The following is an 8,312-nucleotide window of genomic DNA, read 5'->3' as shown; positions in this document are numbered from 1 at the left end:
AGCTTATTCAACTAGCACTTGTTCTTCCCTAACAACAGAGTTTTACGACCCGAAAGCCTTCATCACTCACGCGGCGTTGCTCCGTCAGACTTTCGTCCATTGCGGAAGATTCCCTACTGCTGCCTCCCGTAGGAGTCTGGGCCGTGTCTCAGTCCCAGTGTGGCCGATCACCCTCTCAGGTCGGCTACGCATCGTTGCCTTGGTGAGCCGTTACCTCACCAACTAGCTAATGCGACGCGGGTCCATCCATAAGTGACAGCCGAAGCCGCCTTTCAATTTCGAACCATGCGGTTCAAAATGTTATCCGGTATTAGCCCCGGTTTCCCGGAGTTATCCCAGTCTTATGGGCAGGTTACCCACGTGTTACTCACCCGTCCGCCGCTAACTTCATAAGAGCAAGCTCTTAATCCATTCGCTCGACTTGCATGTATTAGGCACGCCGCCAGCGTTCATCCTGAGCCAGGATCAAACTCTCCAATAAAGTTAGTTTGTCTAGCATCATAAAATAAAAATTGACGTTTCACGTTGTTTGTTTCGTTCAGTTTTCAAAGAACTGCTTCGTCGCTCAGAAGCGACTTTATTAATATAACATTTCGTTATATTTTCGTCAACAACTTTTTTCAATAAGTTGTTTTTCGTTTGTTTTGCTTGTTACCTTTCGTGGCAACGAATATAAATATACCAGTTTGATTATTAAAATGCAATAGTTTTTCTAATAAAATTTTTAACTTAGTAAAAAAGTATAAAAACAGCACTTTTCTTCTATATAAATATAATTTCTCCCAACATCGGCATCTAATGCCCCACGTTCATACTCAAATAAAAAAAGCTTTGGAAAAATCTCCAAAGCTTAGTCTTGTTTATGACGCATAGCAGGGAATAATAGTACGTCACGAATAGATGGTGCATTCGTTAATAACATAACAAGACGATCAATACCAATTCCTAGTCCACCTGTAGGAGGCATACCATACTCAAGAGCTTCAATATAATCATCATCCATCATGTGAGCTTCATCATTACCTTGTTCGCGTTCTTTTAATTGTGCTTCAAAACGTTCTTTCTGATCGATTGGATCATTTAATTCAGTGAATGCATTTGCATGTTCACGTGCAACAATAAATAATTCGAAACGATCTGTGAATCGTGGATCTTCGTCATTCTTTTTCGCAAGTGGCGAAATTTCTACCGGATGACCGTAAATAAATGTTGGTTGGATTAATTTATCTTCTACTTTTTGCTCGAAGAATTCATTAATAATATGACCAACTTCCATTGTATCCTTAATTTCTACATTATGTTCTTTTGCAAGTTCACGCGCTTCTTCTACACTCATCGGATTCCAGAAATCTGCTCCAGAATGTTCTTTAATTGCATCTACCATATGAAGACGTGTCCATTCTGGTTCTAGATTAATTTCATAATCACCATACTGGATTGTTGTTGTACCTAGTACTTGCTTCGCGATATGAGCAACCATATTTTCTGTTAGTTTCATAATATCTTTATAATCAGCATACGCTTCATATAATTCAATCATCGTAAACTCGGGATTATGACGAGTTGATACACCCTCGTTACGGAATACACGGCCGATTTCATAAACTTTTTCTAATCCACCCACAATAAGGCGTTTTAAATGAAGTTCAATTGCGATACGCATATATAATTCCATATCTAACGCATTATGGTGCGTGATGAAAGGACGCGCAGAAGCTCCACCTGCAATTGCGTGCATCATAGGTGTTTCCACTTCAAGATAACCATTGTCATCTAAGTATCTTCTCATTTCACGAATGATTTTACTGCGAGTAACAAATGTTTCACGGCTTTCCATACTTGTAATTAAGTCTAAGTAACGTTGACGGTAGCGTTGTTCAACATCTTTTAATCCATGATATTTATCCGGTAATGGACGAAGAGATTTCGTTAATAGCGTAAAGCTCGTTGCTTTCACCGAAAGTTCTCCAACGTTCGTTTTGAAAATTTTACCTTCAATACCTACTAAGTCACCTAAATCTGCTGTTTTAAATAATTCGTACTCTTCATCTCCAACAGCATCTTTACGAACGTAAATTTGAACTTGTCCATGTAAATCTTGAATATGTGCAAATCCAGCTTTTCCTTTACCGCGTTTTGTCATAATACGACCAGCGATAGAAACAGAGATTTCTTTCTCCTCTAATTCTTCTTTAGAGAACTCTCCATATAGGCTTAATAATTCATTTGTTGCATTTGTACGTTCAAAACGTTTACCGAACGGATCGATCCCTTGCTCACGTAAGTTATGTAGCTTTTCACGACGAACAAGCAATTGGTCGTTTAATTCTTCGTGGTTCATGTTATCCATGGTATTGATATCACTCCAGCTCTATTAATTTTTACAATATATACAGTATAGCATTTTCTACTCAACTAGAAAAACTGCCAGCAACTAACTGGCAGTTCTTCTTTCTTTCACGTAATTATAGGAAGTGTATAGAAGAATGTCAATCTTCCCTCCCTATTATTAACCAACGTGAATTGTTTGTTGTTTCGCTTCTACTTCTTCTACAAATGTACCTAATACATTCGCTAAGTCTTCACGCGTATTACAAGCATTGATACCATTACGTACAGTTGCATTACCACGAATGCCCTTTAAATACCAAGCTGCGTGCTTTCTCATCTCTCTTACAGCGACATTTTCATTCTTTAAATCGATCAGACGATCTAGATGCAACATACATACGTCAATTTTCTCACGTACTGTCGGTTCTGGCATTAATTCACCCGTCTCTAAATACTTTACCGTACGATAAATCATCCATGGATCTCCAAGGGCAGCGCGGCCAATCATAACACCATCTACACCGATTTCATCAAGCATACGCTTTGCATCTTGTGGCGTTGCGACATCACCATTTCCGATAACCGGGATATTTACAGCTTGCTTTACTTGTTTAATAATATCCCAATCCGCTTTTCCTTCATACATTTGTACTCGTGTGCGCCCATGAACCGCTACCGCTTGTCCACCAGCACGCTCAACAGCCTTCGCATTCTCGATTGCGAAAATATGATCCTCATCCCAACCAATACGCATTTTAACTGTAACTGGTTTTTCTACAGCATCTACAACTGCCGCTACCATTTCATATATTTTATTTGGGTCTAAAAGCCACTTTGCTCCTGCATCACACTTAACGATTTTTGGTACTGGGCACCCCATATTAATATCAATGATGTCTGCTGTCGTATATTGATCTACGTATTTCGCAGCATCTACAAGAGTTTCTTTCTCGCCACCAAAAATTTGTAAACTTAATGGCTTTTCTCTCTCATCAATATATAGCATATCTAATGTTCTTTTATTGTTCAGTAGTATCGCCTTATCACTTACCATTTCAGCACAAACTAGGCCTGCACCGAATTCTTTTACTGTCAAACGGAATGCAGAGTTACACACTCCCGCCATCGGTGCTAATACAACCGGATTTTTCATCTCAATATTTGCGATTTTTAACACTCGATTTACTCCTTCCTTCATGGTCACTTTGGCATTAGCTCATCTATCGAGACCTTCAATGCTTTAGCAACTTCCACTACAAAGTCTTGGGAAGGCGATCGATTCCCTCGCTCAACTTCACCTAAAACAGATACAGATACCCCTAATTCTTTTGCAAAACCTTCTTGCGTATAACCTTTTAGTTTTCGAAAAGCACGAATGCGTCTTCCCCATTTTTCTGCTTCCATACCGTTACTCCCTCTCGCCTTTTCATTTCTTCTACTTGTGAACGTGAAATGTTTTGTTTTATATCTTGATTAATCTCTAACAACGGAACGATAACAAAAGCTCTTTCGAACATCCGCGGATGCGGAACAATAAGATTCTCTGCTTCAATATTTTCTTGATTATATAGTAAAATGTCAAGGTCGATAGTCCTAGGTCCCCACCTAATTTCCCTTTTTCTTCCTAGATCATTTTCTACTTTTTGCGTTACTTTCAATAATTCTTGCGGTGATAAATTGGTAGAAATTTTTATAACTAAATTTAAAAAGCAACTCTGGTCAGTATAGCCAACCGGTTCCGTCTCATATACAGACGAAACATCCTCAACTTTGATATAAGGATTTTTATTCAGAAACTGAATCGCTTCAGTTAAATACGTATAACGTTCTCCAATATTTGAACCTAATGCAATGTAAGCTATATTATTCATGGACGTTCTCTCGTAATTTCTACCGCTACAGCACGATAATGTCCCGGTATCGGCGGATCTGGTTTAATTACCTTTATCGTACATCTTGAAATACTCTCATATTGTTTCAATATATCTGTAGCAATATTTTCAGCAATACTCTCTACAAGCTTATATGTTCTATCTTCTACAACTTTCCTACATAATTCGAAAAGCTCTCCATAATTAACAGAATGCTCTAAGTCATCACTTTCTCCTGCTTGTTTCAAATCCAATTCCACCGTTAAGTCCACTTTAAATCTCTGGCCCAATTTATTTTCCTCTGGGAATACACCATGATAACCGTAAAACTCCATATCATGAATATAAATTTTATCCAATTACTTTACCCCCTTACCAATCATCGCATCCATCATCTTAGCCATACGCGCCATTTCCTTCACATCATGAACACGAACAAACTCACAACCCTTTTCAATACCAAGACAAACGGTAGCTCCCGTCCCCTCAAGACGTTCTTCTACCGGTAAATCTAGCACATGCCCAATAAAGGACTTTCTCGAAGTACCTAAGAGAACTGGATAACCTAGTACGTTTAACTGTTCTAAATTACGCATCGCTTCTAAATTTTGTTCAGGCGTTTTAGCAAAACCGATACCTGGGTCTAAAATGATATTCTCATCTCGCACGCCAGCATCTTTAGCAATTTTAATACTGTCATATAAGTCAGCAATCATATCAGCCATTAAATTACGATAATTCATATTATCGCGATTATGCATTAAGATAATAGGTACATCGTAATGAGCTGCAACTTCAGCGATTTTTGGTTCCGCCTTCGCTCCCCAAATATCATTAATAATATGAGCACCAGCTTCAATTGCTTGTTTTGCAACTTCCGCTTTATACGTGTCGATAGAAATAGGCAATTTCACCTCTTTTGAAACAGCCTGAATCATTGGAACAACTCGTTTTATTTCTTCTTCCACCGATACTTTAGCAAAGCCCGGACGAGTAGATTCGCCACCAATATCAATAATATGAGCACCTTCTTCTCGCATTTCTTTCGCATGGCGCACTGCAGCATCTACCTCGTTGTAACTCCCACCATCAGAAAACGAATCTGGTGTTACATTTAAAATCCCCATAATTAACGTTTTTTCATTTAAGTTCAATGTATATTCGCCGCAGCGCAAATCATAATCCCACTTCAAACTACACATCTCCTCTTCGTAATTCATTTCTGCTCCACAATTTCTCTCTCTGCATTTCATAAAGATCCATAAACCTTTTTGTAACCACACCTACTTTACCCGGGAAATCTCGCCCCTCTATACGATTAAGCGGAACAATTTCTTGAATCGAGTTTGTTACGAAGACTTCATCAGCTGAAAGTAATTCATCTTTTGTAAAGAGACCTTCCTTTACTTCTATACCCATCTTTTCAGCAACCTTTATAATAAACGCACGAGTGATACCATTTAAAATCCCCGTTTTTAAAGAAGGTGTATATAAAATATCACCTTTTACAAAAAAGAGATTCGAAACAATGCCCTCTGCAACATAACCTGTTTCAGTAAGGAAAATACCTTCCTTATTCACAACATTGCCTATTTCGCGTTTCCCCAAAATGTTATTTAAATAATGGTGAGACTTCAAGCGAGATGCACCCTCTGGTGTATTTCTCACTTGATTTAAGACAACCCCTTCTTTTTCCACTACATCTCCCGGGGCCGCTAAAGGTTTTATAAAAACAATAATAGACGGCTCTTCATACATTTCTGTTTGCAATCCAATTTCATCTATACCCGCCGATACATTAAAACGGACATACGCATGCTCTAATTTATTCTTAACGAGTAAATTCTTCAAAATAAGTATTACTTCATCTTTCGTTATCGACCATTTAATTTGCAACGTATCCAGCGCATCTATTAAACGGTCATAATGATCATCCAATAAGAAAGGATGACCATTATAAATACGAAACGTCTCGAAAACTCCAAGTCCATATAAATAACCGTGGTCATACGGCGAAATTCTCGCTTCACTCGCTTCTACATACTGACCATTTACGTAAATTAACATGATGTCACACTTGGACTATATTTACGAATGAAATTCTGCAACAACTCTTTTCCGTGAGAAGTCATAATAGATTCCGGATGGAACTGTACACCTTCAATCGGTAATGTTGTATGACGGAGCGCCATAATTTCCCCTTCTTCCGTCCAAGATGTTACCTCTAAGCACTCCGGTAATGTCTCTTTCTTAACAATAAGGGAATGATAGCGCGTCGCAGTAAATGGATTAGGGATATCCGAAAAAATCGTCTTCTCATCATGATGCATAAGCGATGTTTTCCCATGCATTAATCGCTCTGCACGGACAACCTCTCCACCAAACACTTGCGCAATAGATTGATGCCCTAGACAAACCCCAAAAATCGGAATCTTTCCAGCAAAGTATCGAATAACCTCCATACTAATCCCTGCCTCATTCGGACTACATGGACCTGGTGAAATCATTAAAAAGTCTGGTTTCATATTCTCAATATCTGAAATAGTCACTTCATCGTTACGTTTAACAACAAGCTCTTGTCCAAGTTCTCCAAGAAACTGCACTAAATTAAATGTAAAAGAATCATAATTATCAATCATTAATATCATTTCTCTCACCTAACCGTTTCTTCGCTACGTTCTTTTGCACGCCATAAAGCAATCGCCTTTTTTAACGACTCTTTATATTCATTTTCCGGATTTGAATCAATTACAATTCCCGCTCCCGCTTGTACATGTGCTTTTCCATCTTTAGCAAGAAGTGTCCTAATCACAATATTCAATTCTGTATCTCCAGAATAACCAATCCAACCAATTGAACCTGTATAAATCCCTCGGCGAACAGGTTCTAGTTCTTCAATAATTTCCATCGTACGTATTTTCGGGGCACCAGTAATTGTCCCCCCAGGGAATACAGCCTTCACTAAATCAAAAGCATCTTTATCTTCTTCCACCTCACCACGCACATTAGAAACAATATGCATAACGTGTGAGTATTTCTCAATTACCATAAATTCATCTACTTCTACAGTTCCATATTTACAAACACGCCCTAAATCATTTCGCTCTAAATCTACAAGCATGACATGCTCTGCTCGTTCCTTTTCATTCTCAATTAATTCTCTTGCCAACTCTTCATCCTCTTGCTCATTCGCCCCTCTAGATCTCGTTCCAGCAATTGGTCTTGTACTTACTTCAGTTCCTTGTTTCTTAATTAGCAACTCCGGCGATCCACTAACAATTTGAAAATCCCCAAGCTCCAAGTAACCCATATATGGAGATGGATTAATTTCGCGAAGACTTGTATAAATTTCTAATGGGTGTGTTTGTAACGTTCTTTCTTGTCTTGTTGACAAGTTCACTTGGAACACATCACCAGCACCAATATATTCTTGAATACATTCAACTGCCTTCATAAAACCTTCTTCAGTAAAAGCAACTGCTTCACTTTTCTTTTCAGGGCACGCAAACGGCATAGTCACTTCTGGCGCTTCTGTCGTCCAAAGAACCTTCCATTCATTTAATCGTTCTTTTGCCTCTTCATGCTTATCTGCATAATGTGTAATAATCCATAATACTTTTTCTTCTTGATCATACACAAACACATCATCAAATAATAAAAAGAATATATCAGGTATATTAATATCATCCTCCGCAAGAGAAGGAAGTTTTTCAATATAACGGATGCAATCATAACTAAAATAACCAATTGCACCACCTTGAAAAGGCGGGTATTCCGGATTATAATCCGTTTTCCATCGCCCCATATATTCCTGCATTAAATCTAATGGGTTTCCTTGCTTTATTGTTTCCTTACCACTTTCACTTATATGTAACGTTTCACCCTTCCCTCGGATTACCGCTACCGGGTTTAACCCCACAATGTTATAACGACCGCCACGCCCACTCTCTAACAAAATATGTTGCGGTTTATCCTTAGAAAGAAATTTATATTGCTTAAAGAAATCTAACTGATATGGAATAGAAAGCGCTAAAGATTTTCTTCGTTGCATATCAACACCCCGTCTTCTTTTATCCCACCCTCTTAGATTAATCATTTCAAACTACATGT

The 8,312-nt window shown here is 38.4% G+C and carries 9 protein-coding genes and 1 rRNA gene (1 of these 10 cut by a window edge); all 10 read right to left on the bottom strand.

Going from position 1 to position 8,312, the window contains the following annotated elements:
* Nucleotides 1–481, bottom strand: a 16S ribosomal RNA gene (locus tag MKY00_RS00435) (it extends 1,070 nt beyond the left edge of the window).
* A gap of 369 nt (nt 482–850) precedes the next feature.
* Entirely contained in the window at nt 851–2,350 is a 1,500-nt protein-coding gene (lysS, locus tag MKY00_RS00430) for a lysine--tRNA ligase (protein ID WP_016716244.1), read from the bottom strand.
* A gap of 159 nt (nt 2,351–2,509) precedes the next feature.
* A complete protein-coding gene (gene dusB, locus MKY00_RS00425) occupies nt 2,510–3,508 on the bottom strand; it encodes a tRNA dihydrouridine synthase DusB (RefSeq protein WP_000912258.1) in 999 nt (332 codons plus the stop codon).
* A 23-nt stretch (nt 3,509–3,531) separates the two neighbouring features.
* Nucleotides 3,532–3,735, bottom strand: a complete 204-nt coding sequence (locus MKY00_RS00420; RefSeq protein WP_000387027.1) for a helix-turn-helix domain-containing protein — start codon at nt 3,733–3,735, stop codon at nt 3,532–3,534.
* The gene (gene folK / locus MKY00_RS00415) at nt 3,687–4,202 is read right to left on the bottom strand and encodes a 2-amino-4-hydroxy-6-hydroxymethyldihydropteridine diphosphokinase (RefSeq protein ID WP_001059445.1); all 516 of its coding nucleotides are present in this window, start codon (nt 4,200–4,202) and stop codon (nt 3,687–3,689) included. The genes MKY00_RS00420 and folK overlap by 49 nt, the downstream gene beginning before the upstream one ends.
* Nucleotides 4,199–4,561, bottom strand: coding sequence for a dihydroneopterin aldolase (folB, locus tag MKY00_RS00410; protein ID WP_000358059.1), 363 nt, complete (start codon nt 4,559–4,561; stop codon nt 4,199–4,201). The genes folK and folB overlap by 4 nt, the downstream gene beginning before the upstream one ends.
* A complete protein-coding gene (gene folP, locus MKY00_RS00405; protein ID WP_016716243.1) occupies nt 4,562–5,422 on the bottom strand; it encodes a dihydropteroate synthase in 861 nt (286 codons plus the stop codon). It lies immediately after the preceding gene.
* On the bottom strand, nt 5,397–6,269 hold the full coding sequence (gene pabC / locus MKY00_RS00400; protein WP_016716242.1) for an aminodeoxychorismate lyase: 873 nt from the start codon (nt 6,267–6,269) through the stop codon (nt 5,397–5,399). The genes folP and pabC overlap by 26 nt, the downstream gene beginning before the upstream one ends.
* Nucleotides 6,263–6,850 (bottom strand): aminodeoxychorismate/anthranilate synthase component II, encoded by a 588-nt coding sequence (gene pabA, locus MKY00_RS00395; protein WP_000602301.1) that lies wholly within the window; start codon nt 6,848–6,850, stop codon nt 6,263–6,265. Before pabA ends, pabC begins: the two co-directional genes overlap by 7 nt.
* Before the next feature lie 5 nt (nt 6,851–6,855).
* Nucleotides 6,856–8,253 (bottom strand): aminodeoxychorismate synthase component I, encoded by a 1,398-nt coding sequence (pabB, locus tag MKY00_RS00390; protein ID WP_016716241.1) that lies wholly within the window; start codon nt 8,251–8,253, stop codon nt 6,856–6,858.
* Between the last annotated feature and the right edge of the window lie 59 nt (nt 8,254–8,312).

It is taken from the genome of Bacillus sp. FSL R9-9834 (assembly GCF_038006905.1).
Classification (GTDB): Bacteria; Bacillota; Bacilli; order Bacillales; family Bacillaceae_G; genus Bacillus_A; species Bacillus_A pacificus.
This window is presented reverse-complemented; position numbering and strand designations above follow the sequence as displayed.